19 protein-coding genes are annotated in these 26,703 nt (G+C 68.0%); 11 read left to right on the top strand and 8 right to left on the bottom strand.

The window, feature by feature from the left end; all coding sequences use genetic code 11:
- Window positions 1-110 precede the first annotated feature (110 nt).
- On the top strand, window positions 111-1,145 hold the full coding sequence (locus O7543_RS20415; RefSeq protein WP_348650028.1) for a hypothetical protein: 1,035 nt from the start codon (window positions 111-113) through the stop codon (window positions 1,143-1,145).
- A 150-nt stretch (window positions 1,146-1,295) separates the two neighbouring features.
- On the opposite strand, the gene O7543_RS20410 is transcribed toward O7543_RS20415, so the two are convergent.
- A complete protein-coding gene (locus tag O7543_RS20410; RefSeq protein ID WP_281552365.1) occupies window positions 1,296-4,637 on the bottom strand; it encodes a DUF87 domain-containing protein in 3,342 nt (1,113 codons plus the stop codon).
- Window positions 4,634-5,575 (bottom strand): hypothetical protein, encoded by a 942-nt coding sequence (locus O7543_RS20405; RefSeq protein WP_281552366.1) that lies wholly within the window; start codon window positions 5,573-5,575, stop codon window positions 4,634-4,636. The genes O7543_RS20410 and O7543_RS20405 overlap by 4 nt, the downstream gene beginning before the upstream one ends.
- A 126-nt stretch (window positions 5,576-5,701) precedes the next feature.
- Between O7543_RS20405 and O7543_RS20400 the strand changes: the two genes are divergently transcribed.
- On the top strand, window positions 5,702-6,031 hold the full coding sequence (locus tag O7543_RS20400) for a CU044_2847 family protein (RefSeq protein WP_281552367.1): 330 nt from the start codon (window positions 5,702-5,704) through the stop codon (window positions 6,029-6,031).
- A 17-nt stretch (window positions 6,032-6,048) separates the two neighbouring features.
- Complete coding sequence (locus O7543_RS20395) at window positions 6,049-10,116, top strand: trypsin-like peptidase domain-containing protein (RefSeq protein WP_281552368.1); 4,068 nt, start codon at window positions 6,049-6,051, stop codon at window positions 10,114-10,116.
- 447 nt (window positions 10,117-10,563) lie between these two features.
- On the opposite strand, the gene O7543_RS20390 is transcribed toward O7543_RS20395, so the two are convergent.
- The 4 genes from O7543_RS20390 to O7543_RS20375 all read right to left on the bottom strand — a co-directional run bounded on the left by O7543_RS20390 (window position 10,564) and on the right by O7543_RS20375 (window position 14,880).
- A complete protein-coding gene (locus O7543_RS20390; protein ID WP_281552369.1) occupies window positions 10,564-11,109 on the bottom strand; it encodes a GNAT family N-acetyltransferase in 546 nt (181 codons plus the stop codon).
- Between the two features lie 35 nt (window positions 11,110-11,144).
- The gene (locus O7543_RS20385; RefSeq protein ID WP_281552370.1) at window positions 11,145-11,750 is read right to left on the bottom strand and encodes a hypothetical protein; all 606 of its coding nucleotides are present in this window, start codon (window positions 11,748-11,750) and stop codon (window positions 11,145-11,147) included.
- A 55-nt stretch (window positions 11,751-11,805) separates the two neighbouring features.
- Window positions 11,806-13,125, bottom strand: a complete 1,320-nt coding sequence (locus O7543_RS20380) for a helix-turn-helix transcriptional regulator (protein ID WP_281567181.1) — start codon at window positions 13,123-13,125, stop codon at window positions 11,806-11,808.
- A gap of 258 nt (window positions 13,126-13,383) precedes the next feature.
- Window positions 13,384-14,880, bottom strand: coding sequence for an IS66 family transposase (locus O7543_RS20375; RefSeq protein WP_281550504.1), 1,497 nt, complete (start codon window positions 14,878-14,880; stop codon window positions 13,384-13,386).
- 275 nt (window positions 14,881-15,155) lie between these two features.
- On the opposite strand from O7543_RS20375, the gene O7543_RS20370 reads away from it, so the two are divergent.
- The 6 genes from O7543_RS20370 to O7543_RS20345 all read left to right on the top strand — a co-directional run bounded on the left by O7543_RS20370 (window position 15,156) and on the right by O7543_RS20345 (window position 20,962).
- Complete coding sequence (locus tag O7543_RS20370; protein ID WP_281552372.1) at window positions 15,156-15,518, top strand: DivIVA domain-containing protein; 363 nt, start codon at window positions 15,156-15,158, stop codon at window positions 15,516-15,518.
- Entirely contained in the window at window positions 15,515-15,751 is a 237-nt protein-coding gene (locus O7543_RS20365; protein WP_281552373.1) for a hypothetical protein, read from the top strand. Before O7543_RS20370 ends, O7543_RS20365 begins: the two co-directional genes overlap by 4 nt.
- Window positions 15,752-15,755: 4 nt before the next feature.
- Window positions 15,756-16,088 carry a hypothetical protein gene (locus O7543_RS20360; protein WP_281552374.1) on the top strand — a complete coding sequence of 111 codons (333 nt, stop codon included), beginning with the start codon at window positions 15,756-15,758 and terminating at the stop codon, window positions 16,086-16,088.
- A gap of 330 nt (window positions 16,089-16,418) precedes the next feature.
- Window positions 16,419-16,685: a hypothetical protein gene (locus O7543_RS20355; RefSeq protein WP_281552375.1), complete on the top strand. Its 267-nt coding sequence runs from the start codon at window positions 16,419-16,421 to the stop codon at window positions 16,683-16,685.
- 543 nt (window positions 16,686-17,228) lie between these two features.
- On the top strand, window positions 17,229-18,725 hold the full coding sequence (locus O7543_RS20350) for an IS66 family transposase (RefSeq protein ID WP_281550504.1): 1,497 nt from the start codon (window positions 17,229-17,231) through the stop codon (window positions 18,723-18,725).
- A gap of 812 nt (window positions 18,726-19,537) precedes the next feature.
- Entirely contained in the window at window positions 19,538-20,962 is a 1,425-nt protein-coding gene (locus O7543_RS20345) for an ATP-binding protein (protein ID WP_281552376.1), read from the top strand.
- Here O7543_RS20345 and O7543_RS20340 read toward each other — a convergent pair whose 3' ends face one another.
- Both O7543_RS20340 and O7543_RS20335 read right to left on the bottom strand, forming a co-directional pair.
- On the bottom strand, window positions 20,963-21,658 hold the full coding sequence (locus tag O7543_RS20340; protein ID WP_281552377.1) for a GNAT family N-acetyltransferase: 696 nt from the start codon (window positions 21,656-21,658) through the stop codon (window positions 20,963-20,965).
- Window positions 21,659-21,765: 107 nt separating this feature from the next.
- The gene (locus O7543_RS20335; RefSeq protein WP_281552378.1) at window positions 21,766-22,569 is read right to left on the bottom strand and encodes an endonuclease/exonuclease/phosphatase family protein; all 804 of its coding nucleotides are present in this window, start codon (window positions 22,567-22,569) and stop codon (window positions 21,766-21,768) included.
- Between the two features lie 643 nt (window positions 22,570-23,212).
- Between O7543_RS20335 and O7543_RS20330 the strand changes: the two genes are divergently transcribed.
- A complete protein-coding gene (locus O7543_RS20330) occupies window positions 23,213-24,574 on the top strand; it encodes an MFS transporter (RefSeq protein WP_281552379.1) in 1,362 nt (453 codons plus the stop codon).
- Window positions 24,571-26,397, top strand: coding sequence for a prolyl oligopeptidase family serine peptidase (locus O7543_RS20325; RefSeq protein WP_281567180.1), 1,827 nt, complete (start codon window positions 24,571-24,573; stop codon window positions 26,395-26,397). The genes O7543_RS20330 and O7543_RS20325 overlap by 4 nt, the downstream gene beginning before the upstream one ends.
- Window positions 26,398-26,703 lie beyond the last annotated feature (306 nt).

Below are 26,703 nucleotides of genomic sequence, written 5' to 3'. Positions count from 1 at the left end.
CTGGTGGACATCTACCCAGCTCAAGCGGCAGGTTTCGCGAGTGTCCGTGATCAGTCATTCAAACTCCGTTGTGATCAATGGAAATTTGCCAATACGCTGCTAGCGCCCAGATGGGTACCAAGACAAGGGAGGGTCTCTTGAAATCCACACTGCGCTGGTCGGCGATGGCCGGCCTGGCACTCGCGCTGGTCGTCACCGGCGCGCCGGCCGCCCAGGCGGAGTCGTCGCCGTTCAAGTCGGACGGCAACACGAGCGCCATCGCCCGCACCCTCGACGGCCGGGCGATCACCAACGCCAAGATCGCGAAGGAGGTCACCGACTTCTGGACCGAGGAGCGGATGGCATCGGCGGTCGACCTGACCTTCGCGAGGTCGGCGAAGGGTGCCGAATCGACGATCGCCGACGCCAAGCCCAACGGGCCGGCGGGTGCGGTGGCGCCGGTCGCGCCGAGCCTCGGCAGCCGCGGTGACGTCGGACTGATGCTCAACGAGTCGCAGGCCGTCGGCAAGGTCTACTTCACCACCCCCACCGGCGGCACCGCCTCCTGCTCGGCCAGCACCGTCGCCAGCGGCAAGCGTCGGCTGGTCATGACCGCCGGGCACTGCGTCCACCAGGGCCCCGGCGGACAGTGGTACAGCAACTGGCAGTTCGTCCCGCGCTACCGCAACGGCTCGCGCCCGTTCGGCACGTTCGTGGCGTCCAGCCTCAACACCCGTACCGCCTGGATCAACAGCGGCAGCTACGCCGAGGACATGGGCATCGCCATCATGAACAACGGCGGCATCTACGGTGCCAAGGTCGTCGACACCGTCGGCGGCCACGGGCTGCGCTGGAACTACAGCTACAGCGTCTATGTCACCGCTCTCGGTTACCCGTCCAACCTGGGTGGCGGCGAGAGTCAGTACTACTGCCAGGGCACCACGTGGAACCCCGGCGGCCAGCAGATCCGGATGTACTGCAACATGACGTACGGTTCCAGCGGCGGACCTTGGCTGCAGGAATACAACGACTCGACCGGCTACGGGTACATCAACAGCGTGGTAAGCCACGGTGACAACCCGGGCAATGGTCAGTTCGACGGCCCGTACTTCGACAACGACATCAAGAGCCTGTACGACTTCGCCGAAGGTATCTCTCCGGCCTGATCCGTCCGTCCACCTGATCAGTACCGTCCAAAGGTAGCCTCGGCCGATATGGTCGGGGCTACCTCCGCTGCCAGTCCGTCAGCGGCTGCCAGTCCGCTGATTGGCGTGGCTATCTCCCGCCGCGAACCAACGTCGTCGTCACCGGTACGGTCACCGGTGGACGGCGGCTCGTTGTACGACCTCCTCGGTTGTCAACGGGCTGCGTGGGTGGTGGCTCAGGCACATCGGCGCCTGCAGCTTGACGAACCGCGCGCCTTCCACCGCTGCGTAGAACTGTCCGGTAGCCATCTTGCCGACGTCAGGGATGTCGGTACCCTTGGCCCGCGCGACGTCACGGGCCGCCTCGATCTGCACAGGTGCGGTCAACAGGCCGAAGAACTGGGTGGCAGCGTTGCCGGGGATCTGATTGTGCAGCGCCTTCGGGGCCTGGGTCGCGAAGACCAGACCGAGCCCGTACTTACGGGCCTGTGACGTCAACGCGAGGGTGCTCTGGGTGCAGGCGGTGACCGAGCCGGATGGTGCGAGGGTCTGAGCCTCATCCATCACGAACAGTCCGCCGAGTGGCCGGTCGCCGGCCGGATTTCGCTTGATCCAGGTGAACAGGGCGAGCTGTAGCTGGTTGACGAAGCTCTGCCGCTGGTGGTCGTGTGGCAGTCCGACGAAGCTGATCACCGAGACGCGGGCGTGTCGGCCCGGCGGCGGCGTGAGCAAGATGCCCGGGTCGACGGGAGTGCCGTCACCGCCGAGCAGCGGATCATCGATCAACGCTGCCTTGAGTAGTTGCGCCATGCCTGCTGCCAGCTTCGGTGCGCTGTCGAGCTGGCTGACCCCGTCCGGTAGGTCGTTCAACAGATCGGTGAACGCCTGCAGGTCGCTGCCACCGTTCTGGGCGTAACCAATGAGTGCCTCGCGCAGCACGGCTCGCCCCAGCCTTGCCTTGTCGGTGCCGCCGTCGACCCGGGCATGTGGCGCGAGGGTGGCGACGGCTGAGTCCACGGCTGCGCGGAACCCGTCGGGATCGTCGAGTACGTCACCGAAGTTCGGGAGCGGTTGAAAGCTCAGCGGGCGGCCGGCACGACGACCGGGCGTCCAGACGACCACGTCGGTACCGGCGAAGTAGGCAGCAGCTTGATCCGGATCCGCAGGACCCCAGCCGGTCGGCGGCTCCGGCCAGGCATCGCCGAGTCGGGCGAGGTCGTTGTTCGGGTCCAGCACGATCGCGGACACGCCACGCAGCGCGCACTCCTCGACAAGCCGGCGGAGCAGCACCGTCTTGCCGGATCCCGAGCCGGCGAATATCACCGTGTGCCGACGCAGTGACTCCAAGTCCATTCGGACCGGGTCCGCCCGGCCGGCGACGGACCCGATCGTCATCTGGGGCGGGTCGATCCCGGCCTGCATCGCCAGCTGCTCGGCGGGCCCTCCGCGACCAGCGGACGAGCTCCCGCTGGCCGCCGGCCGCACCGATACGGAGGCCCGACCGACGGCCCGCACCGGCGGGCCGACCTGCTGCATGGCCGGATCGGGCTCGGTTGGCGCCGTCGTGTCGTGACTGTCAGCATGGCTTTCCCTGTTGGCGTCGGCACCGCCATCGAGCGCGTCGCGCAAGAAAGCGACGGTGGAGGCCGGCTGTCGGGAGGCGAACCATGGCCGCAGTCGTTCCAACCCGTACTGCTGGATCAGCCGTTCCAAGGCGGCAAGGCGCCTGATGTCCGCGGTGGGGAAGGGAAGCGTCTGCCCGCCGGCTCTGGTGAACGCGTCGAGCAGTTCCCGGGTACGTGCACCGGCCGACCAGCCCGCGCTGCGGAGCAGGAAGAGTCGCCGCTTGGTGACCCCTTCGGTCAACCCGGAGGTGGTCATGGCGTTGCGGATCCGGTTGAGCGCCGCGATGTGGTGCGGCGCACAGACGGCCCGGAACGACCAGTGCTCCTCGTCCTCGGTCTCCTCGTCGAGCGTCCGCCGCACCCGGGCGTGCAGGGCCGGCTTGCCGCTGAACGGCAGCGGGTCGAGGCTGAACTCATCGGCCGATCCGCCCTGCGCGGCGATCCACGCGGTCAACCCGGCCTGTAGCAGCGCCGGCACTCTCAGGTCCTCGCTGGACTGCTGCACCGCGCTTGCGGTCTCGGCTGACTCGATCAACTCGGCGTAGCTAATGTCGATCTTGGCGAGCTCGTCGGACTCGGCCGGCACCGACTGCGCGCCTTCCTGCACCTCGGACTTGTCGGACCGATCGGGTGTGGGAACGGCATCGGACCTCGTGGCCGGGCCGTTCTTTCCGGACTGCGCGTGCAGGAGGTGGGTGAGCTCGCGTACCTGCCCGTCGGCCAGACAGGAGCGCACGTGGGTGTCGATCCGACGGAGCAGTTCGCGTGGCGTGAACTGGACGACCTCAGTGAAGGCGGACGGATGGATCGGCCACGTCGGGTACGGCGGGGTGAAGCCCAGCTCGTCGAAGACCAGGCCGAACCGCTTCTCCACCAGCTCGCGGCCGATGTCCGGCGACGGGATCTCCTTGAGCCGCACCGCCTCCCGGAACCGATCCTGCACGGTGTCGGTGGCCTGCTCCTTGATGCTCTGCCAGGTCTGTGGCAGGCAGGAGACGACCGACAGCGCGCGGCGGGTGTTCTCCCGGAGCGACATCAGCCCGCTGGCGATCTGCTCAAGCAGCAATGAGGTCTGCCAGTCGACCTCGCCGCGTACCTCGCGACTGGTGGACTTGACCGACTGCGCGACCATCAGGTCGATCTGGTCGAGCGCGATCACGGTGGGCCCGACCAGAGCGAGCAGCCGGGACGCGTCGCGGACGATCTCCTGCGGTGCTCGCTTGCTACGTCGGATGCCCCAGGCGGCCAATGCTCCCGGGCTTTCCTCGTCGCTGGATGAGAGGAAATCGTGGCCGAGGTCCTGAGCCGTGCCGTCGTCGCTGGCGTACAGCACGAGTGCCCGAGCAGTGTCCTGGCATTCGGTGCCGATCTGGCGATTGATCTTCCGTACCTGGTCTACGAGGGCATCGAGGGCATGCCGGGTCAGTTCGGTGTCGCCGGTGATCGACCGACGGACGGCCCGCGGCGCGTCGACCTCGTCGGCAAGTCTGCGCAGGAAGGTGCGCAGCTGAGAGGTTCCGTCCGGTGCCGGTCGGACGAAATCCTCCAGCAGGGACAGCGAGGTGCTTCGCCAGAACGCGCTGGCCTCCAGGAGCTTGACAAGAAAAAAGAAGCCACCGGCGGTCTGTACCCGTTGACGCAACGCGCCGAGCAGGTGTGTCTTGCCGGTGCCGCGTTGCCCCAGGATCGCCAGTCCCACCGGGCTGGAGTCGACGCTGTCATCCGCTTCGGCGACGCCCTCCATCACCATCTCGATGATCTGGTGATGCAATCCTTCGACGTGGAAGGGAAGCGGCTTCCAGACATCGTCCGGGGTCGGTGCCCAGTTGAACCGTAGTGCGGCCAGCGCTCGCCGCTGCTCGTCGGTCATCCCGGTGGGACCCGTCATGAGGGCGAGATCGAAATCAGATGCCGTAGCTGATTGCCGATGCTGACGGCGGCGTCGCGCTCCTGCGTCCTGAGTACCTTCTGGTTGGACTCCGGCACGATCTGCACGTCGGGGTCCTGGTTGAGCTTGATCAGCGCGGCGTCGAGATCGTCGCGAGACAGATCGGCGAGCACGGCCCGCAGCGCGGCCAGCATGACGTAGTCGCCGGGTTGGTCGATCAGCTCGTGGTACGCCCGACGGATCCGCGTGGCCACGTCGACCTGGCTCGCTTCGCTGCCGTTGGCCGTCGGCGCGACCGGCTCTGCCGAGTCGGTGGTGGAAGCGATCTCGTCGGGCTTGAACTGCATCCGGAACAGGTCGTCCGCTCGGACGCCCGAGTGGTCGATCAGCCGACGAACGAAGTCGAGCACCGTGTAGAGCGTCGCACCTGCGGTGCCGGCACCCTTCGGTGGCTCGTCCTTGCTCAACTCCGCCTTGGCCGCCTCCCACCCGCTGTCGGTCAGGTGCAGGGTGATTGGCTTCTCCGTCACCTCGATCAGCCCAAGGGCTTCCAGGGCGCGGCGATGGGTCGCCTTGAGCCCGGTGACGCCCGCGACGTTGATCAGGTAGCTCTGCTGCAGCGGAGCGGCCTTGACCATCAGGTTGATGAGTACGCACCGCTCGACGAGGGTGAGTTCCTTCTCCGACATGCGGTGCTCCTCAAGGGCGTGAGCGGTCGCATCGACATGGCGATGATCAATAGCTCGGGGTGGCCGGGAAGATGAGGTGCCGGGCCGGGGGTGGCCTGGGCACTGGCCGATTCTGCCGATACCGCTGGATCGACGCAAGGTCCGTCCGTCCGATGCAGATAGCTGACACTCCGCCATGGGTGGATCTTCAATGTCGCAGGGCAGGAGGTCACCTGAAACACCTGTTCGCAGGGGCCGGAAAGTGATCATGAATAGAACCGTTGCCAAATCTCGTCGGTGAGAGGCAGCATGGCTGGTCGGTGCAACCCGGGTGGCGGTCCGCAGAGCGCGGGCTGCGGTCTTATGCCCGTTTCTCGCGGGCGGCGGAGGTGTGCGGTGCAGTCCGAAGTGGTCCGCTACCAGGTCGACGACAAGACGGTAGCGATGGTCGAGATCGATCCGCCGGTTGGTTTTCAGCCGGCCGGGGTCGGCGACGTCGTTGGCTGGGTACGGGAGTCCGCCGCACCTGCCATCGCCGCCGCCAGCGTGTTGTTGGACCAGGTCAAGGCGGTCTCTCCGGATGCCGTCGAGGTGAAGTTCGGCATCAAGGCGACCGGCACGACCAACTGGGTGGTCGCCAAGGCGGCGGCTGAAGGGAATTTCGAAGTCACCCTCGGCTGGTATCCGGGTGGGCCGCCGGACGCCAGCACCACGATGCGGCGCTGACCGGGACGGAGCGGCTGGTGACCGCAGGACCCGACGACTGCTCCTGGCTGGTTGCCCTGCACCGTGGGCAGCACCAGGACACCCCCGTCGGTACCGGCGTCGTTGTGGAGAGCAACCTGGTGCTGACCTGCCACCATGTCGCGTTCGGCAACGACGGGCAGCTGTACGACGACCTCTGGATCTCGTTCCCACTGGCCGAGAAGGTCACCTGGTTCGACCGCCGCCGGATCGGCGGCTGCCCGCACGACGGAATGCGGGATGCCAAGGTCGACCTGGTCATGCTTGAACTCGTGGAGCCGGTGCCGGCCTCGGTGACCCCGGCCCGACTTCGTTGTCTGCCCGCCAAGCCGCTGGCGGGAAGCGCTTACTGGACGTACGGGTTCCCGACGCACGTGGTCGGCGGCTGCCATGCCGAAGGTAGTGTCGGCCAGCCTGGTGGGTGGGGCCGCGTCATGATCCACACCTCGCCGGCCACCCAGCTGAGCAAGGGATTCAGTGGCGGTCCGGTCTGGTCATCCGAGTACCAGGCGGTGGTCGGCGTCGTTGTCACCGCCGACGCTCAGGGCGGCGGCCAAGCCGTGACCCTGCACTACGCCGACCAGCAACTACCGGACATGAAGCTGGCGACTCTGTCCGCTTGGCGGGCCGCCGACGCGGACGACGCCGCCCTTGCCGCCTGGGGATGGGCCCTGGCCACCGACGGCGAGGCAGGCCGGCACTGGCTGCCCAGGGCACGCGGGGTCGCGGTCGACACCGAAGGCGGCGCGCGGTTCCGCGGCCGGGCCGCCGCCCTGCGTCGCGTCGTCGACTGGATCGACAGCGTCGAACCGATCAGCCGGCCGCTGATCGTCACCGGGTCGCCGGGGGTCGGCAAGTCAGCCGTGCTCGGGCGGATCGTCACCACCGCCGACCAGCAGATCAGCGGGGAACTGTCCGACACGGACATGGCCGTCCGAGCTCCGGTCGGTGCGGTTTCCTGCGCAGTGCACGTCAAGGGCAAGACTGCCCTCGAAGTCGCCGCCGAGATCGCCCGTGCCGTCGCCGTCGAGCTGCCCGGCGTACCGGCTGATCTGATGCCTGCGGTGCGCGACCAGCTGAACCACCGACGGACCCGATTCACCCTGGTCCTCGACGCGCTCGACGAGGCGACCGACCCGGCGCAGGCGCGCATGGTGATCGACGACATCCTGATGCCGCTGGCCCGTGACTGTGGCCCTCGGGGCCTGCGGATCGTGATCGGCACCCGGCGCTCAGACGATCACGGTGACCTGATCAGCCGCTTCGGCGGTAACGCGGAACTCGTCGACCTGGACGCGCCGGAGTACTTCGCCGAATCCGACCTGGCCGACTACGCCCAGGCGACGCTGCAACTGATCGGTGCCGAACGACCAGGCAACCCGTACGCCGATCCGACCGTCGCCGCGCCGCTCGCCCGCCGTATCGCCGCCCTCGCCAAGGGAAACTTCCTGGTCGCCGGCCTGATCGCCCGCGCTCACGCGCTGCGCGACAACACCGCGATCGACCCGGACGAGGTGTCGTTCACCGCTACCGTGGCGCACGCCCTGGACACCTACCTGGCCGGGCTGCCGACCGCCGGCCGGACATCGGCCCGGCTGGCGTTGACCGCCCTGGCGTACGCCGAGACGCCAGGACTGCCGCTGCCGTTGTGGCAGGCCGCGATCGAAGCCCTCGGCGGGGCGGTCACCGAACCGGAACTCGCCGACTTCGCGCGAACCTCGGCGGCGAACTTCCTCGTCGAGACCGGCGGCGGCGCTCAGCCCGTGTACCGGCTGTTCCACCAGGCGCTCAACGACGCGCTGCTGGCCGATCGGGACGCGCAGGCGGCGCGGCGTGACGACCACGCCCGGCTGCTCGCGAGCTGGACCGCCGCCGCGCGAGCCACCGGATGGGCCACGGCTCCCGACTACCTGCTGCGGTCGCTACCGCAGCACGCGTCCCGCGCCGGCGCCGTCGACGACCTACTCACCGACAACGACTATCTGCTGCATGCCCACCTGGACCGGTTACTCACGGTGGCGGACGCGGCCCAGACGCCGCTCGCGGTTGCCCGCGCCCGGCTCCTGCAACGGACCCCGCTGGCGGTGGCAGCCGCGCCGGCTGAGCGGGCCGCGTTGTTCTCCGTCGTCGACCGGCTCGACGGCCTGGACAACGGGATCACGGCGGCGGCCGCCCCGTACCGGGGAGGCTGGGCGCACACCCCGCCCCGGCAGGAACGCAGCATCCTCGACGGACACTCCGAGGCCGTCTACGACGTGGCGGCGATCGTCATCGACGGGCGTCGGCTGCTCGCCTCGGCCGGCGACGACGGCACTGTGCGACTCTGGGATCCGCTGACCAACCAGGCCGAGCAGACGTTCACCGGCCACGACGACACGATTCATGGTGTCTGCGCGGTGCGCCTCGCCACCGGTGAGGTGCTGCTCGCCACGGCCAGCCACGACGGCACCATCGGACTGTGGGACCCGCGTTCCGGGCACCGCCGGCACGAGCTGCGTGGCCACGGCGACTGGGTACGCAACATCTGCGCGATCCCAATGCCCGACGGTGACCTGCTCGCCTCCGCCGGTGACGACCGGACGGTGCGGTTGTGGGATCCGGAGACGGGCAGACCAGGCCATGTGCTGACCGGGCACACCGGCTGGGTGACGGCGGTGACCCACGTGCCCGTCGGGGACCGACAGTTGCTCGCCTCCACCGGCTACGACGGCACGGTGCGGCTGTGGGACCCGGCGACCGGTGGGGAGCCGACCGGAGTCCTCACCGGTCACCTCGGCTGGGTCAACACTCTGTACGCGGTGCGTACCCCCGGCCGTACCCTGCTCGCCTCGGCGGGCTATGACGGCACGGTGCGAATCTGGGATCCCGTGACCAGGGCGTGCGTCCAGGTCCTGCGAACCGGAGGTCCGCTGACCGATCTGTGCACAGTCGATGTCAGCGACGGATGCCTGCTGGTCTCGACCGGTGAGGACGGACTGATCCGAATGTGGGAGGTGCCGACCGGCGCCCCGCAGCAGACCTGGATCCCTCGGCCGAGTTTGCGCGGGCATGCCAGCTGGATCCGGGCGGTCTGCGAGCTGCCGACGGCGAAGAACCGGATGCTCGCCACCGCCGGCGACGACGGCACCGTTCGGCTGTGGGACCCGGGCGGCGGACCGCCTGGGGCGGTCGCCGAGCGCGACCGGATCGGGGCGGTGACCGCAGTGTGCCCGGTGCCGGGCGCCGAGGGCCGGCTGGTCGCATCCGCCGGATTGGACGGGCAGGTACGGATCTGGGATGCGGTCACCGGTGCCCAACTGCGCGAGTTCCGGGCGTCGGACGGCCCGGTCAATGCGCTATGTGTCGTACCCGACGAGGAGGAACCGCGCATCCTGACCGCTGGCGATGATCGAGCCGTCAAGCTGTGGGACGCGCGGGACGGGACACTACAGGGGGAGATGAACGGCCACTACGAGCGCGTCGCCGCCGTCTGCCCGGTGCAGCACGACGCGGAGCTGTTGGTGGCCTCTGCCGGCGACGACCAGACTGTCCGGCTGTGGCGTCCGTACTCGGGCGACGTGCGCGGGGTGTTGCTCGGGCACGTGACCCTGGCCTGGGTGACGACGCTGGCCACGGTCGCCGGGCCGGCCGGCGAGCTGCTCGCCTCCGCAGACAAGAGCGGCACCATCATGCTCTGGGACACCGACGGCACGCAGCTCTGGTCGCAGCAGGGGCACCAGGACGCGGTGAACGCACTCTGCGGGCTCGTGGTCGCCGGCCGTCCGGCGCTGGCATCGGCCAGCGCGGACCACACCATCCGGTTGTGGGACGCCGAGCTGGGTCAGCCGATTCACTGGCTGACCGGGCACACGGGGCCGGTGACCGGGCTGAGTCTGGTCCGGGTGGGTGGGCGTGACCTGCTCGCCTCGACCAGCCACGACCGCACCGTCCGGGTCTGGGACCCACCGACCGCTCGCGCGGTACGCACGATCCCCGTGCTCCATCCAGCGCTGGCCTGCTGCACCGTCGACGACACGCTACTGATCGGGCTGGACCAGGGCCTGCTGGCGCTCACAATCACGAGTTGAGTGCATCGAGTGTCAACGACATTTGAAATTTCAAATGTCGTTGACATCAGCTACCTCGCGAGTTCGTTTAGGGTGCGTACGCCTCACTTCGCTGATACTGGGGCCGCTGTGTCAGCATGGATGCAGCCGATGATCGCTCCCGTTCACCGCTGCTGAGGTCATCATGCGACGTCGATACAGCGAGTACCGCCCTACCTCGCGGTGGAGGGCTCGCCGACGTGCATCACGTCCGGTCCGTCGGGTCCAGTTGAATGCGGTGGGCTGGTCGGCGGTCGCGCTGTCCGGTCTGACTTGCGCCGGCGTGGGGTATGCGGCTGGCAGACTGGCCGGCCTTCCGGGCTGGGCCGGCGTCGTGTTCGGCGGCACGGCAGCCGTGCTGATCACCCTGATCGCACTTGGTCGGCAGCGTTCTGGCCGAGAGTGAGCAGACGGTCGCGGTGGGGCGGCCTACTTATGCTGCGGGCGGATGAGGACGTCGTAGGTGGGGGAGTTCTCCCAGTTGGGGCGAAGCTGGGCGACGGTGCGCCAGCCCCAGGAGGCGTACGCGGCCTGCGCCGGGGCGTTCTTCGGGTCGGCGAGCAGGGTGGCTCTGGACTCTTTCCGGTTGCCGAGCAACGCGTCGTGCAGCGCGCGGGCGATGCCCTGTCGCCGCCAGGACTCGCGGACCATGATCTCGCTGATCGCGAAGGTGCGCTGTCCGTCCTCATCGGTGAAGCCGTCCGGTACGGGCGTGAGTAGCCCGGCCCACCAGCGGTCCGACGACAACGGGAAGCCGTAGGCGTAGCCGACGAGTTCGTTGCCGACCGTGCCGGTGACGAGCTTCCAGCCGGGCAGCGTCATGTGCCCGTTGATTTGCCTGCGGTAGCGGTCCTCGCCGTGGAACGCGTCGGCCGGCTCGTCGTATATCTCGATGTAGACGGCGACCAGGTCTTCAAGGATTGCCTTCGCCTGGTCAGCGTCGTAGACGTCGAGCTTGAGACCGTCGACCGCCATCAAGTCGCCTTCCTTCGCGTCCAGTCTCTAGTGGGCTAGGCCGCGAGAACTGCCAGTGGGTGGCTGTTAGTCCGCTGCCCCATGATCTCGCCGATGGTCGTGCTCTCCGAGATTCCCAGATCGACGAGAGAACGCGCGTCTTCGTCGAGTTCTTCGCTGTTGGTGAAGTGGAAGGTCCAGATGAAATTGTCTGCCACGCTGCAGACAATTACTGCAGCGTCCCCGGAGGGGTGGAGTTGCGCCGCCAGCTCGCCGAGCGTGTCGGAAGCGACCGCGCTGATGAAAATAACTTCGCCCGTTCGGGTGCGGGGCGAGCCAAGGAGGTCGTATCGCTGCAGCTCATCCGTCAGTGCTGCCCGGAGACGGTTGGCAGTCGCCGCACGGTCCTTGCGAGAAGGATCCTGAGCCACTCGAATGACGTAGTCGGCATCGGTTGAGTCGTAGATCTCCTCAACGTGGATCCGGAGGTGCGCAGGCAAATCGACTCCGGCAAAGCGGAGGATTTCGGGTAGATCCTCGCGAAGTTGTAGAAAGCTGTCGCGACCGCCCGCCAGCCCGGGAATCTGAGGGCTGTAGATGACCCAGTCTTCCTCGTCGGTCTGTGGAGAAACCACAATCAGGTCGAGAACGGTCTCAGGCATCCTTCAACACCTCCCTCGCCTCGTCCAGTGACAGCCCTGCCTGCTGGGTCGGCCGTCAGGCGACCTTGGCGGCGTCGTACGCCTCGATGAAGTCACGAGCTGCCGGCACGTGTGGAGCCGTCCGCCCGAGGTCGGCACGCAGGGACGCCAGGCGCTTCCGCGTGCGCCGAGACTTGAGCGACGCGACAGCAGGCAGAACGTTGAGCGCGATCACGCCGGATCCCGCATGGTCGCCCTGCTGGTACAGGGCCGTAGCCATGTTGAGCTTTCCCAGATACTCGTTCCGCTTGAAGACCGGATCGGGGCGTTCGAGTCGGCCGATGAAGCTGGCTGCGGCTCGGTCGGGGCGGTCGAGCGCCAGATGCGACAGACCTTCGGTTGCGTTGACCTCGTGGATGGTGACGAACCCGATGTAGTCCGGATCGTCGTCGTGTAGACCACGGTCGAATTGGATCTTGGCGTTCACCAACTCCCGGCCGAAGCTTGAGGCGTCTTTGCCCTTGGCGTGGGCGAGGCTGGATCGGAGATGCAGCAGCGTCTTCAAACGAGGGGTGGCCCACGGCGCTGCAATCCGCTGAGCTGCCTCGGCGTACCGCAGGGCTTCGCGTGGATTCGTATCGCGCACCAGCATCGAGAGTTGCTGGAGCGCTTGCACTTCAAGGCGCGGGTCGTCGCGGAGCCGGGCACGGATGACGGCTTCGTTCAGGTAGTGACGGGACTCTTGGTGGCGCTCGGCGTCGAGAGCAAGCCAGCCCACCTGCGATTCCAAGTCCCCAAGGCAGTCTTGCAGAGCCTCGCTGACCTGATGGTTATAGCTGGCTTCGCGCTCCCAGCGGGCCAGGCGGCGGTACATGGCGAGGGCAATGTCGCACAGGCTGTCGCCGCCTACAACAGCGTCAGCTCGCTCGAAGGCCATGATCGTCTCGGAGACCTGCCGCATGTGCTCCATGCCGAGGTGCTGCGGCACCTGCGGCGATGTGATCCAGTCGCGCAGTGGTGTGGCGATGCCGAGCCCAGCGAGAGCGGTGTTGATCGCGAACGCGCGGCGGTCCACAAGATCACCTCCATCGGGATCCCCGAATGCCACGGTACCGCCGGATTCGGTGCTGTCCAGAGCGAGATCCGTCGGTTCGTCAGCGAGCAGCGCATCGAGCTGATCAATTGGCAGGTCAAGGGCCTCGGCGAGTCGCGCGCGTACCGCTGGGTGTGGATCTGTCTCCCCGCGCTCCCATCGGGCGACGGTGGTGCGGTCGATGTACAGGTGTGCGGCGAGCCCTTCCTGAGTGAAACCGGCAGCCTTGCGGTGCTGGATGAACCGGTGTCGCCGTGTCGTCGTCACCTGGACGCCCTCCCGTCGCGTCGGAACAATGTCCACGGTGCACGTAGTACACACAGAAGAACAAGATCAATGCAACGGGCTGCTAGCGCTGTGGATTACGTGGAAGTTCCACGGCTCGAAACCGAGGAAAGCGTGATAGTGCAGCTCGGTGCGGGTGTCGCTACAAACGTGCATCACGAGCTCGGCACAGCGCAAACATTCAGGTGGTGCGCGCTGGGATTCCGCGTGGTGGCATAGCGTGATGGCCGGTTGGTTGGTGGCCGCCGGCTGATGTTGACCTGGGTGGGGTGGGGGTCAGGTGGGTGCGGGTAGGTTCGGCATCCAGGGTCGTCCGAGGATGGCGTCGCGCAGGACGGCCATTTTGTCGAGGCCGTTCTTCGCCGCGCTGGAGACGTAGCCGAGGATCTTGTACCGATCCTTGGTGCGTTGCTCGCTGGTGAGCCGCCCGGAGATCTTCTGCTGGATCTTCGCCGGTCGCAGGTCCCGTTCGGCCTGGTTCGACGTCGGCGGCACCAACAGGTCGTCAACGAAGCGCAGCACGTCGGCACGTCGGTCCCGGAAGACTTCCAACAGCAGGCGGGCTTTACGCTCACCCGGCCGGTTGCCGATGGTGCTGGTGTCGGACAGTCCGACCAGCACGCCGTGGTGCAGCCGGTACAGCAACTCGGCCTTCACTGTGGGGTCGATGCCCGGCCGGTTCTGCTCACGGGCCGTGTTCGTCTCGTGGATCAGCGCGCGCAGCGCGTCGGAGATCTGCTTCGGCCAGACCGCGTCGGGGTACACCTCGGCCGCACCGTCAAGATCACGTAACAGGTGAGCGCAACACAGTTGGTGGACCAGCGTGCCCAACTCGGCCGAGTCGTAGTTCCGGTACCGGTCGTGCACGACCACCGAGCCGGTCAGGTCCTTGACCACGAACGCCGTGAACGTGGCCAGGTCCCGGTCACCGACCTGGTAGTGAGTCCACAACTCGGTACACGCCACGAGCAGGTACTTCTCGGCCTTCTTCCGGCCCGGCCTCGGTTTCTTTGGCCCGACCCGCAGCGGCGTCTCGTCACAGCACACCGCGTACGCCAGGGTGATCAACATGCGGATCCGTTTGTCGACCTCGCTGGTCAGCGCCGCGACCCGGGTCAGCACGCCGTGCACGAACCCCGGCGACGGTGTCGCACCGGTCAGCGACCGAAGCATCTGTACACACCGCTGCACCGGGATGAAATGCACGACCATCAGATAGACCGCCCACGCCTGCAGGTTCGGGCCGTACCCCACCGGACCGGCCCCCGCGCCTTCCGGCCGGGCCGCGGTGTGCAGCTTCCCGCACCCACACCGCACCGCATGCTGGTCGTACTGGGTCAGCGTCGCGGTCATCAACGGAACCTCGACCTGCTGATACCGGTCCACCACACCCAGATCCCGCGCGTCCACCAACTCCGCGCCGCACCCGCAACTACCCTCGGGGAACCGGTCCCGCCGCTGATCAGGAGCATCCGACCAGGCCAGGTTCGACCCCGGCGCACCCCGCTGCCTACCCCGCGTACCCGCCGGGGTGTCCCGCTTCTTCCTCGCCGCAGGTGGCGTACGCCCCGGATCATCATCCTTCGACGGCGGAGACGACGAGTTCGACGAGTTCCGCGACAACAGATGCTCGACCCGCGCCAGCCGCACCGCGAGCGCCTCGTACGCCGCCGTCAACTCCGCGATCTGCGCGTCCTGCTCAGCAATCCGAGCGTCCTGCGTCCGTGCCAGCGAGATCAACTCTTCACGAGACAGATCCTCCGACACCGACACGCCAAGATCAAACCACAACGGACAGAACGGCGTCGAGCCGGTCGAACCCCGTCACTCAACCCGCGCTGACCGTCACTCTTCGCGCACCACCTGAATGTTTACGGCACAGCGTGCACCAAGCATGCGCTGTTCTCCGGCCGTGTGCGCGCGGCATCGTGGTGGCACGGCCCGGGGCGGGTGCCCGGCAACGCGGCTCCCAGGTCTGCAAACTCGGTTGGCGTGATCCCGCCCGCCCCGGCGCCTCTCCACGATTCTCTCCCCCAAGGAGGCACAACGTGTTCAGGCGCAACGCGGCGACCGTACGGCACCGGCTGGCAGCCGTGACCGGCGGCGACTACCGGAGCAACAGCGGGCACAACGGCGTACGGCGATCGCGGCTGACCGGGCCGGCGGTGCGCGCCATGCGGTTCCTGCCGCGCCGCTGGCGCGGCGGCCTCGACCCCGACGAGGTCCACGACTACCTGGAACGGGTCGCCGACGAGGTCGACGAGCTACGCCGTGAGCTGCGGATGGCCTGGACCGAAGCCGACCGGGTGCGCAACGCGCTGCGCGCATGGCAGACCGAGCAGTTCGAGGCCCGGTTCGACCCGCAGCGGCAGGCCAACGGCCAGCACCACCACTACGCGGGTGCGCGGTGAGCGGCGGGCCGGCCGCCGGGGAGGCGGTGCCGGTCCGCGAGGACCTCGTCGCCGTCTACCGGGACGTGCTGGCCGCCCACACCGACTCGCCGACGCTCAAGGTCTGCGTGTCCTGCCTGCGGAGCCGCTGCGACGACTGGCGCTGGGCGTACGAGCGGCTTGCCGCCGCCGGCCGGCTCCCCGACGGAGTCACCGACAACGGACCCGCACTTCCTTTCGATGAGGAGGAGTAGGCCCATGAGCTTGTACGACGGCGCGACGTACCCCGGCATCCTGCTGCGCGACGGCCCGACCGGGCAGCGGGCCGCGCTGGCCGGCGGCCCCGACGTGTGGGAGGTCATCGCCGCGCGACACGCGCTCAAGGCCGAAACCCCCGAGCTGGACGGCGACGAACTGGTCACCGAGATGATGGCGAGCACCGGGCTGAGCCGGCACAGCGTCGACGTCGCGCTGCGCTACTACGCCGACCACCGGACCGAGATCGACGGATGGATCGCCGCCGACGAGGCAGCCGCCGAGCAGGGCGAACTGCTGTGGCGAGCCGAACAGGCCCGACGAACCGTCAGGTGAGTCGGCCGGTCTCAACCGGCAGCGCCGTCGCCGTTCATCGGCTCCAGATAGTCACGCAGCATCTGCCACCTGCCTCGTCGTCGGCCGAGCCGGTGTGCGGGCGGCGAGATTAGGTACTTAGCACCTGTCTGTCCGTAGATTACCGATATGCCCATGCTGGCAGCTTGACTGCTAGCTCCTCGCCTGGGGCTACACGCTCACATGATCAGGTGCAGACTTCGCAACGCGGTCGCCGTACCAGCCTAGGACCAGTATCGTTGAGAGGTAAGGTGCTAGGTGTTGCCGGGTACTTTGGTACCAAGGTACTGTAGGTCACAGGAAGGGGGCCTCATGGCTGCAACGTCCGCTCCCATCAAGGTTGACGTCGGTACTGACCAGCTCATCTCTCACGCCGCCCACTTTCTGGGCATGGCCAAGAAAGACATCGTCGATGCTGCTGTGCGCGAGTACATCGAGGCACATCGTAGCGAGATCAACGAGGGCGTTCGCGCTGCTCTTAGCCACCTTGACGGTTCGTCCAGGTCCGCTGTCTCACTCCTTACCGGGGTGCCTGCTGATCGGCTTGACGAGTACGGTGGCATGCCTGACGGGCGCTGAGCCCGTCTGGATTTTGGGTGGGTTTGGGCTCTAAACTCATCGAATGAGCGGTGAGGCCAAGCCCGTCCGACCAACGCGCGTCTGTATGACGAATCTTGATCTTCGAGTTCCACCTATCACCGAATCGCTCAGTGAGCATGATCATGATCTGATAGTAGAGGCTCAGCGCTTACCGGAAGCACATGCTGCTGGAGGTGTTGAAAGGGTCGTTACCCTGAAGGACCGCGTGTGGTTCAAAGTCAAGACGGGTCGTTGGCGCGGTGTTGCCACTCGCTTGTTGGAAGCAGACCACGCAGATGCGGGACCACAGGTTCGCGCTGCTCCATGGTGGATGGGAGCCGCCGGATTTAGACGCGAGGGCGATCCGGCCGACTTCTATGAAGCCCTTGCGGGAGCTGTTAAGCGCGAGGGTGGATCATCCGAAAAGTGGCTACCTGCAGAGTAAACATTCAGGTGGTGCGCGAAGAGTGACGGTCAGCGCGGGTTGAGTGACGGGGTTCGACCGGCTCGACGCCGTTCTGTCCGTTGTGGTTTGATCTTGGCGTGTCGGTGTCGGAGGATCTGTCTCGTGAAGAGTTGATCTCGCTGGCACGGACGCAGGACGCTCGGATTGCTGAGCAGGACGCGCAGATCGCGGAGTTGACGGCGGCGTACGAGGCGCTCGCGGTGCGGCTGGCGCGGGTCGAGCATCTGTTGTCGCGGAACTCGTCGAACTCGTCGTCTCCGCCGTCGAAGGATGATGATCCGGGGCGTACGCCACCTGCGGCGAGGAAGAAGCGGGACACCCCGGCGGGTACGCGGGGTAGGCAGCGGGGTGCGCCGGGGTCGAACCTGGCCTGGTCGGATGCTCCTGATCAGCGGCGGGACCGGTTCCCCGAGGGTAGTTGCGGGTGCGGCGCGGAGTTGGTGGACGCGCGGGATCTGGGTGTGGTGGACCGGTATCAGCAGGTCGAGGTTCCGTTGATGACCGCGACGCTGACCCAGTACGACCAGCATGCGGTGCGGTGTGGGTGCGGGAAGCTGCACACCGCGGCCCGGCCGGAAGGCGCGGGGGCCGGTCCGGTGGGGTACGGCCCGAACCTGCAGGCGTGGGCGGTCTATCTGATGGTCGTGCATTTCATCCCGGTGCAGCGGTGTGTACAGATGCTTCGGTCGCTGACCGGTGCGACACCGTCGCCGGGGTTCGTGCACGGCGTGCTGACCCGGGTCGCGGCGCTGACCAGCGAGGTCGACAAACGGATCCGCATGTTGATCACCCTGGCGTACGCGGTGTGCTGTGACGAGACGCCGCTGCGGGTCGGGCCAAAGAAACCGAGGCCGGGCCGGAAGAAGGCCGAGAAGTACCTGCTCGTGGCGTGTACCGAGTTGTGGACTCACTACCAGGTCGGTGACCGGGACCTGGCCACGTTCACGGCGTTCGTGGTCAAGGACCTGACCGGCTCGGTGGTCGTGCACGACCGGTACCGGAACTACGACTCGGCCGAGTTGGGCACGCTGGTCCACCAACTGTGTTGCGCTCACCTGTTACGTGATCTTGACGGTGCGGCCGAGGTGTACCCCGACGCGGTCTGGCCGAAGCAGATCTCCGACGCGCTGCGCGCGCTGATCCACGAGACGAACACGGCCCGTGAGCAGAACCGGCCGGGCATCGACCCCACAGTGAAGGCCGAGTTGCTGTACCGGCTGCACCACGGCGTGCTGGTCGGACTGTCCGACACCAGCACCATCGGCAACCGGCCGGGTGAGCGTAAAGCCCGCCTGCTGTTGGAAGTCTTCCGGGACCGACGTGCCGACGTGCTGCGCTTCGTTGACGACCTGTTGGTGCCGCCGACGTCGAACCAGGCCGAACGGGACCTGCGACCGGCGAAGATCCAGCAGAAGATCTCCGGGCGGCTCACCAGCGAGCAACGCACCAAGGATCGGTACAAGATCCTCGGCTACGTCTCCAGCGCGGCGAAGAACGGCCTCGACAAAATGGCCGTCCTGCGCGACGCCATCCTCGGACGACCCTGGATGCCGAACCTACCCGCACCCACCTGACCCCCACCCCACCCAGGTCAACATCAGCCGGCGGCCACCAACCAACCGGCCATCACGCTATGCCACCACGCGGAATCCCAGCGCGCACCACCTGAATGTTTGCCCTGCAGACTGGGACTGGAAACGCCTCGAACTAGAACATGCCGCAGCATGGGAGGTGGAAATACGTAGGATCGTATGTGACCTAATTGCTCGATCTCTCCGGAGTGGCCACGTTTATCAGGCAGAGTTCCACAACTACAGCGTGAGGGCCTGGGCCAGGGCTAACGATGGCGAGACCTACCTGGTTATAGGTGCTGAAAACGTCGCCGATCCGAAGGTGTTCGCGGTAATCATAAACGCGATTCCTGATGTTGATCTCAGCAGCTGGATGCCAGAGCCAAACGGTGTGGTTGGGTTGAATCCTGGTCCCGGTGAAATAATCTGGTCAACCATTTTGCCACCAGCTGTCGCTGCACGGCTCCTCGACGGATATCCCGGAGACTGAGCTGCGGCGCTAAACGGCTCCATCAGCTGCGCCACCGCCCGGACACCGGTCGCCTACGGGCGGTAGATGCCATGGGCGAGCCGGTCAAGCTCTCCGGCACGAGCCATGCTGGCCAGCCTGACTGCGGTGATCCCGAGATGCGCGGCCTGTGCTGTGCTGATCATGCCCCACTGGTCGCTGGCGACGCCGGCCAGAGCTGTCTAATTTATCCGGTTTTGCAGTAGCTGAGCTAATATTGCAGCCCTCGCGGTGGCTGTGCCGCCATGTTCACGCCTGAGCTAACCTCGATGTTACTAACATCGGTGTTACTAACATGGGAGTTAGCGTGGCGAGCTTCGTCGGGCGTACCCGGGAACTAGGCACCCTCGCTGCCGAGCTGGACCGCATCGCCTCGGCCCGGGACGACCGGCCCGGTCGCTGCCTGCTCATCCGAGGGCGGCGGCGGGTCGGCAAGTCCCGCCTGGTCGAGCGGTTCGTCGACGACGCGCAGGTGCCGTACCTCTACTTCACCGCCGCCGGTGCCGGCACCGCCACCGAACTGCGGCAGTTGATCGCCGACGCGGCCGAATCCACCCTGCCCGGCCGGGACCTGATCGCCGCCGCCAACCCGTCGGACTGGGATGCCGCGTTCCGGCTGCTGGCAGCGGCACTGCCCGACGACACCCCCAGCGTCGTCGTCCTCGACGAAGTGCCCTATCTGATGAATCCCGAGCAGCAGTTCGAAGGCATCCTGCAGCGGGCCTGGGACCGGCTGCTGTCCCGCAAGCCGGTGCTGCTCGTCCTCATCGGCTCGGACCTGGCGATGATGGAGGCGCTCAACGACTACCGTCGGCCGTTCCACCAGCGCGGCCGCGAGATGGTGCTCGGCCCGCTCAGCCCGGCCGACCTCGCCACCATGCTCGACCTGCCACCCGCCGACGCGATCGACGCCGCCCTGATCACCGGTGGGCTGCCGCTGGTCGCCGCTGAATGGCCGCCCGGCGCCAGCGTCTGGGACTTCCTCGGCGTGGCGCTGGCCGACCCGACATCGGCGCTGCTGGTCTCCGCGGAACGGTCACTCGCCGCCGAGTTCCCCGCCCAGCTCCAGGCCCGTGAGGTGCTGACCGCGATCGGCTCCGGCGAGCGGACGTTCACCAACATCGCCCGTACGGCCGGCGAAATGTCCGCTACGTCGCTGCACCGATCCCTGGAAACCCTGCAGGCCAAGCGGCTCGTCACCGGTGAACTACCGCTGTCCACCCGCCCGTCGAAGGACCGCCGCTACCGGATCGTCGACCCGTACCTGCGCTTCTGGCTGCGGTTTCTCGCCCCCGCGATGCCGGAGATCGAACGCGGCCGGGGTGACCTGACCCTGGCCCGCATCCGCACGAGCTTCCCGAGCTGGCGGGGCCGGGCCGTCGAGCCGCTGATCCGCGACGCGCTCGCCCGGCTGCTGCCCGACGACTCGCTGCCGGCGGCACCCGCCATCGGGGCGTACTGGACCAGATCCAACGACGTCGAGATAGACATCGTCGCTGCCGATCGGGCACCGGCCGCCCGCGAGCTGTACTTCGTCGGCTCGATCAAATGGCACGACCAGGCACCCTTCGACGGGCACGACCTGTCCGCGCTGTTCCGGCACCGGGCAGCGCTGACCGACGAGCCGGTGCCGACCGTCGCCGTTTCCCGCAGCGGCGCGTCCTGCCGTGGACTCGACGTGCTCTACCGGCCGGCCGACCTACTCACCGCCTGGCAGCGGGTTGACGACTGATCAGCCGCCAGCGGTGGCGACGAGGCGCTGACGGTAGGCGCGGAGCTTGTCGCCGTCGTGGGTATGCCAGCACGGCCCGAGCTCCCAGCCGAGCCGTTCGTAGAAGCCGGTCGCTCCGGCCGGCCCGACCGGGGTGACCAGCTCGGCCTCCACCGCCCCGGCACGCCGGGCATCCTCGACGAACCGGCGGACGAGTTCCGCCCCGATTCCGCTGCCCCGCCACTGCGGTCGCACCGCCAACGCGATCATCACCGCCACCTGCGGATTGTCGGCCGGACCGTCCGACGGGGGTGGCTGGCCAGACCGGCGCTGCGCGATCTGACGCGCCCAGGGAACGGCCCGGGAGGGTAGCTGACGCGCCAATGTGGGGCGGCGGGCCATTGCCCCCGCCCCGGCCGCCGCGAGGGACGCCAGTGTCCGCCGATCGGCGAACAGTGCCGCCATGTGGGCGGCCTGGTCGGTGGTGCCCAGCAGGAATCCGACAACGTCGTCGCCGGGTGTCGTCGGGTCGGTGACCACGTAGCCGACGCCGTGCCGGGAGTCGAGGTAGGTGCGGTGCCAGCGACGGACGAAGCCTGCCCCGAGCGACGGGAACAGTCCGACCGGCAGGAACTCCACATGCGTACGGGCCGTCGTTGCCAGATCGGCGTACCCGGCCGGCCGCACGAGAACTCCGTTGTAGTCCGACCCTGTCATCGGGGCGCGGGATCGAGTCGCAGTGTTGGCGCTGCCCACCATGACCGACGAGTACCCGCCGGCAAGGGTGGTCATACCGGGGCGGGAACGGTTCGCGGCCGACGAGGTCAGGCCCGCAGGTCGAGGACCAGGGCGCGATGGTCGGAGACTTCCGGCTGACGCACGATTTCGAGTCGTTCGACGGCGGCGACGTCGGAGACCAGCAGGTAGCTCGCGTGCCGGCCCGGCTTCGGATAATGCGACGTACGGGTGTCCGCCGTGCCGACCAGGTCGGTCAGTCCGATACCACCCAGTATGTCGAACGTCGCACTGTCGGGCAGCAGGTTGAAGTCCCCGCACACCACCACCAGATCATCCGGGTCGCGTACCCGCTGGACCAGCTTGGCCAGCCGTACTGCCTGGGCCTGGCGCGCCGGGGTGTCCGTCTTGCCTGCCGGGTCGCGCAGACCGTGCACCTGCACCACCCACACCCGCCGACCGGCGGTACGGCCGATTGCGCCGACGGCGAGCGCCACCCGTGGACGATCGGCGACGGTCCACTCGGCGTGCTCGACGAAGGTTCCGTGCACAAAGGCCGAGTCGACACCGACGACAGGCAGCCGCTCGGCGGCCATCGTCGCCAGGCCGAAGTCCTGCCGATGGCGGGCACCCGTCCCGTCGGTCACCGGCCCGGAGTCACTGGTGAGGAAGAACGCCTGATGCCGGGGCAGTACGGCGCGGACGTCGTCGAACAGGTTCGCGCGCTGCGGCAGGGCGCGGTCGCCGTCGTCGAAACGGGTCCACCCGGTCAGGCCCGGAGTCCGGGTCACCTCCTGCAGGCAGACCACGTCTGCCGCGCAGCCGGCCAGCCAGGGCAGCAGCTCATCGGCCAGCGCCCCACCCCAGGCGTTCACACTCACGATCCGCAGCACGACACCCCTCCGGGGTGTGGAACAGTAGCAAGGCTTTGAACCCTTGCAACTCTTGCAGCGGCGGGGCCTCCTGATCGGATGCGCGTCTCCTGACGAGCGTCGGCGTGTCGAGTCGATGAAGCGCTGCGGATCATCGGTCGAGATCGCCGGGATGCGGTTCGTCTCGGGGGGCGCGTCGGACGTCGACGGGGTGGTGCCGTATCCGGGCGGGGTGGAGTTGCTGGCCGGCGCGCTCCGGCCGATGCTGGCCGTGCTGCGCCGCGGGTCAGCCGGCAGCCACCCTTGTCGATCTTGTCGCGACAACAGGGCCGATGCCGGGTTTGCGGCTGACATCGCCTACTTAACGGCAAAGATGACAACGAGTCGTTGTTACGCCCGGGTAGGGCGGTAATAATTCGGCCTGTGGGCATAGCTTCATTTGCGGGCCGATTATCCTCAAGTTCGGATTGAACGAGCCGCTGGTTGCTCCTGGGCTAACTTGAAGTATTGACATGCTTGCGCTCTGGTTGGGGCGCTGTTAGCCTTCTGTCCGTGGCCCGGTCAGGGGCCGGTAGGTCGATTTATTTCACCTGAGTTACGCCCGCCAAGACAGTCTCAATCAACCACCCCTTGGGACGTTCATGTCGACGATGTGGCCGAAGTGATGACCGCTGCCTCAACCGCTGATTCAACGCCGACTGATGGAAACCGTAAGAGGGATTTCCGGCTGTACTGGATAGCCGGAGCCGTCGATCAGCTCGGGTCGCAGACCTCCGGAATCGTCTTTCCGCTGGTCACCCTCGCGATAACCGGTTCACCGGCCGCCGCCGGTCTGGTGGGCGCGCTGGCCCTGGCCGGTCGACTCGTCGCCGCGCCGGCGGCCGGCGTACTGGCCGACCGGTTGCCCCGCAAGCGGATGATGGTGGCGTCACTGCTGCTGGCCGCCGCCACGATGGCGGTGCTTTTCGTTTCGGTCGCCAGCGGTACGGCGACCCTGGTGGTGCTCGCTGCCGCCGCCTTCGTCGAAGGGCTCGCCCAGAGCGGCTACGAGGCGGCCGGCGCGGGCTCGATCCGCCGGGTGCTGCCGGCCGACGACAAGAAGGCGCTGTCCCGGCTGGAAGCGCGCAATCACGCCGTACAGATCGTCGGTCCGGTTTTCGGTGGCGCGCTCTACCAGATAGGCCGGTGGGTGCCATTCCTGGTGGACGCTGTGTCATATGTGGTGTCCGCTTTTCTGGTCGGTGCGATCCGCACCGATCTCACCCCGGACCGTGTCGAACGCACGTCGTTCCTCACCGATCTGCGGGACGGCCTGCGCTTCGTGTGGCGGCAGCCGTTCCTGCGTTTCGTGACCATCTGGGCTGCCGGGATCAATTTCACCTTCGGTGCGCTCATCTACTACGCCATTCTGACCGCTGGGCAGCAGGGCGCGGCCGCGTCGTCGATCGGTCTGGTGCTGACCGTGGCCAGTGTCGGCGGGTTGACCGGCGCGTTGCTGGCGCCCGCCGTGTTCAGCCGGGTCCGGCCGATGACCGTCATCGTCGTCGCCTCCTGGGCGATGGTCGCCCTGGTCGCGGCCATGTCGCAGGCCCGGCAGACCTGGACGTACGGCCTGCTCTTCGGCCTGGTCTTCCTGCTCAGCCCACTGCTCGGGGTGATCTTCCAGTCACGGGTCATCGCATTGACGCCGGACGAGCTGCAGGGCCGGGTCGGCACCGTGATGGGCACCGCCGGCGAGGTGCTGCAGACCCCGGCTCCGCTGCTCGCCGGCCTGCTCGTCGCCTGGTACAGCCCGACCGCCGTCGCGTTGATCTTCGCCGCCGCCCTGGCCGGGCTGGCCGTCTACACCACCGTCAACCTGCGCCAACTGCGCGCCGGGGCGGAAGACCCACCAGACGACGTGACGCCGGCCGAATCCGACGCGACAGCGACGGGGTCCGAGGCCACAGCGACGGGGTCCGAGGCGACGCCGGCGGTCCCTGAGACGACGTCGACCGAACCCGTGGCAGAGGAGGCACGTCGATGAGCCGTGAATACCGACTGTTCTACCCGGCGCTGCCGGTGGTCGCCGAGCACGCGCCGCACCGGGTCGTCTACGTCGGCGACGCCGACGGCCGATGCCAGATCCTGGCTTGGGACCGCCGGACCGACACGGTCACCCAGCTGACCGACCGGGCGACCGGAACGATCCGGGCCGCGTTGGACCCGGACGGCGAGACGGTGTGGTGGTTCGACGACGACCTCGCCGGGGTGGGTGTCTGGCGTACCCGCGACTTCCCGAACAGCGCCCCTGACCAGGTCACCTCGCCGGTCTCGGCTCCGGCGCTGCCCGGGGTGACGCCGGCGCGGCACGCCGGGATCGCGATGGCCGACGACGGAACCGCCCTGGTCGGGCTCGCCGACGACGACGGCCTGACCCTGCACCGGCGCGACCCGCACGGACGGATCACCGAGGTCACCCGGACCGCCGGGTACGCGTACCTGGTCGACCTGGACCCGACCGGTGAGCTGGCGGCGGTCGGCACCGACCCGGCCGCCGCGGACGCCGTGACCGTGGTCGGCCGCGACGGGGCCACGGTCGGGGTGGTGTCCGGCCAGCCGGATCGGCGGGTCTGGGCGCTCGGCTTCGCCCCCGGCGGCGGTCAACCCCGGCTGCTGCTCGTGCTGGAGCAGGACGACCGGTACTTCCCGGCGACCTGGACCCGGACCGACGGGCTACGGCCGCACAGCTGGTGCTGGTTCGACACCGAGATCACCGCGAGCTGGTACCCGGACGGCCGGCGGATCCTGATCCGTCAGGATCGGCACGCCCATACGATCCTGCACGAGGCCGACCTGACGGTGCGGGCCAGTGCGGTGCTGCCGACTCCGCCGGGCAGTGTGCTGGACGCGGCGGTCTGGCCGGACGGCGACGTCGTCTACATCTGGACCGACTCGCTGACCCCGCCGCAGCTACGGTCGGGCCGTGACGTCCGGCTGCCGGACAGTGGCGCCGGTCCGGACCCGGCGGCGTCCGCCACGGTCGACGACTACCAGCGGCAGGAGCTGTGGGTGCCGGGGCCGGGCGGGCCGATCCACGTGCTGCTGACCACACCGAACGACGACCGGCGTACCCGTCCCGCCGTTTTCCTGGTCCACGGCGGACCGTCGCAGCACGCGCGGGACGCGTACGACCCGCTGGTGGAGATCCTGGCCAGCACCGGCTGCGCGGTGGTGCGTGCCAACTACCGGGGGTCCAGCGGCTACGGCTCCGCCTGGCGTAACGACTTCAGCTCCGGCGTCGGGCTGACCCAGGTCGCCGATCTGGCGGCGGTCCGCGGGCATCTGGTGACCGAGGGGTTGATCGAGGCGGGACGGGTCGCCCTGTGGGGCACCTCGTGGGGTGGCTATCTGACCCTGCTCGCCCTCGGTGTGCAGCCACGGCTGTGGCGTCTCGGGGTGGCGATCAGCCCGATCGCCGACTACGCCGCCGCGTTCCATGCGGCGTCCCCGGCGGTCCAAGCGCTCGACGTGATGCTGTTCGGCGGCACCCCGGAGCAGGTTCCCGAGGCGTACGCCCGGTCGTCGCCGGCCAGCTACGTCGACCAGGTCACCGCGCCGGTGCTGCTCGCCGTCTCCAGCGACGACGTGCGTTGCCCGCCGGCTCCGGTGGAGCGGTACGCCGGCCTGCTGGCCGCCCGCCGCGTTCCGCATCAGCTGGTCCGCCGCCGGGCCGGGCACGACGACTTCGACGCCCGCAGCCATCTGTCGCTGATGCAGACCGTGCTGCTGTTCATGCAGCGGCACTTCGACGGCGTGCAGGAGGAGGGTACGGCGGTCGCGCTCGCCATGGCGCGGCCAGTGGCCTGACCCTGTTCCCCGCACGTTGGCAGGTTCGGTCCGATCGGGAGAGGAGGTGAACGGCATGCGGAAGAACGTTGTCGAGAACGACCCGATCAACGGCAACCGCGACCAGCTTCGCAGCGCGAACGTCACGGTCACGGTCTCGGTCAAGATCAAGTTCTGATCCGGGTCGTACGGGGTGGAGGCGGGCGGGTCGCGCCCTGGCCGGCATCGCCTGACCGCCTCCATCCCATCGCCGTGGCCGTCGCCACCCCACCGGGTCCTGACCGCCTCACCCCACCGGGTCCTGACCGCCTCACCCCACCGGGTCCC

The sequence above is a fragment of the Solwaraspora sp. WMMA2080 genome (genome assembly GCF_027497395.1).
In the GTDB taxonomy this organism is placed as follows: Bacteria; Actinomycetota; Actinomycetes; order Mycobacteriales; family Micromonosporaceae; genus Micromonospora_E.
Note: the sequence above shows the minus strand (reverse complement) of the source record. Positions and strands in the feature narration are given on the sequence as shown.

Coding starts and splice junctions, on each gene's coding strand:
- O7543_RS20415 (WP_348650028.1), top strand. CDS start 111: ATGGGTACCAAGACAAGGGAGGGTCTCTTGAAATCCACACTGCGCTGG.
- O7543_RS20410 (WP_281552365.1), bottom strand. CDS start 4,637: ATGACGGGTCCCACCGGGATGACCGACGAGCAGCGGCGAGCGCTGGCC.
- O7543_RS20405 (WP_281552366.1), bottom strand. CDS start 5,575: ATGATCACTTTCCGGCCCCTGCGAACAGGTGTTTCAGGTGACCTCCTG.
- O7543_RS20390 (WP_281552369.1), bottom strand. CDS start 11,109: ATGGCGGTCGACGGTCTCAAGCTCGACGTCTACGACGCTGACCAGGCG.
- O7543_RS20385 (WP_281552370.1), bottom strand. CDS start 11,750: ATGCCTGAGACCGTTCTCGACCTGATTGTGGTTTCTCCACAGACCGAC.
- O7543_RS20360 (WP_281552374.1), top strand. CDS start 15,756: ATGAGCTTGTACGACGGCGCGACGTACCCCGGCATCCTGCTGCGCGAC.
- O7543_RS20355 (WP_281552375.1), top strand. CDS start 16,419: ATGGCTGCAACGTCCGCTCCCATCAAGGTTGACGTCGGTACTGACCAG.
- O7543_RS20340 (WP_281552377.1), bottom strand. CDS start 21,658: ATGACAGGGTCGGACTACAACGGAGTTCTCGTGCGGCCGGCCGGGTAC.
- O7543_RS20330 (WP_281552379.1), top strand. CDS start 23,213: ATGACCGCTGCCTCAACCGCTGATTCAACGCCGACTGATGGAAACCGT.
- O7543_RS20325 (WP_281567180.1), top strand. CDS start 24,571: ATGAGCCGTGAATACCGACTGTTCTACCCGGCGCTGCCGGTGGTCGCC.